Here is a 689-nt window from a genome sequence, read left to right as displayed (position 1 = left end):
TTATTACTAAAGAGAAATTATACTCAGCATTGCTTCTAATTACTTAGAAACAATCGCTCGTTACTCAGTTTCTCTATTTTTCCATCTGTCAAAGAACTTCAGTCATACATCAAAATAAATCTGAGTGTACAACATGGTGGTTTTACAACCTGAGGACTTTCACCTACCAAACAAACGTTTTTGTTTGTGCTTTTTATCTAAATTATTGGTGGAGGTGAACGGAGTCGAACCGATGACCCCCTGCTTGCAAAGCAGGTGCTCTAGCCAGCTGAGCTACACCCCCATAATTGGTACTGTCAGTGCAACTCGTTTATAAAACATATATAAAGCAGAGTGTACCTTCAGCAGTGTGGTTGATAGTGTGGGCCTGCGTGGACTCGAACCACGGACCTCTACATTATCAGTGTAGCGCTCTAACCACCTGAGCTACAAGCCCATTTACTGGTCCGTTACTTATATTTTCTACCTTTACAGGTAGTGTATTTTTTGGGTGAGAAGCAAAAGATAGGAGCGTGAGCTGATCGCATGGTTGTACATAGATCAGCTCTGAGTAGTTATCTGGTTTATCTGTGAAAGAGAAGTACTCAGCTAAGAGTATGTAATCTAGAGATTACCTTCATACAATCACTCCAGAAAGGAGGTGTTCCAGCCACACCTTCCGGTACGGCTACCTTGTTACGACTTAGCCC

2 tRNA genes and 1 rRNA gene are annotated in these 689 nt (G+C 41.9%); all 3 read right to left on the bottom strand.

The features are described 5' to 3' along the window. Positions 1-206: 206 nt before the first annotated feature. A tRNA-Ala gene (locus tag QNI22_RS40160) sits at positions 207-283 on the bottom strand. A 79-nt stretch (positions 284-362) separates the two neighbouring features. Continuing rightward, a tRNA-Ile gene (locus QNI22_RS40155) sits at positions 363-436 on the bottom strand. 197 nt (positions 437-633) lie between these two features. Continuing rightward, a 16S ribosomal RNA gene (locus QNI22_RS40150) occupies positions 634-689 on the bottom strand; the annotation flags it as partial.

The sequence above is a fragment of the Xanthocytophaga agilis genome (assembly GCF_030068605.1).
GTDB classification, from domain to species: Bacteria; Bacteroidota; Bacteroidia; order Cytophagales; family 172606-1; genus Xanthocytophaga; species Xanthocytophaga agilis.
This window is presented reverse-complemented; position numbering and strand designations above follow the sequence as displayed.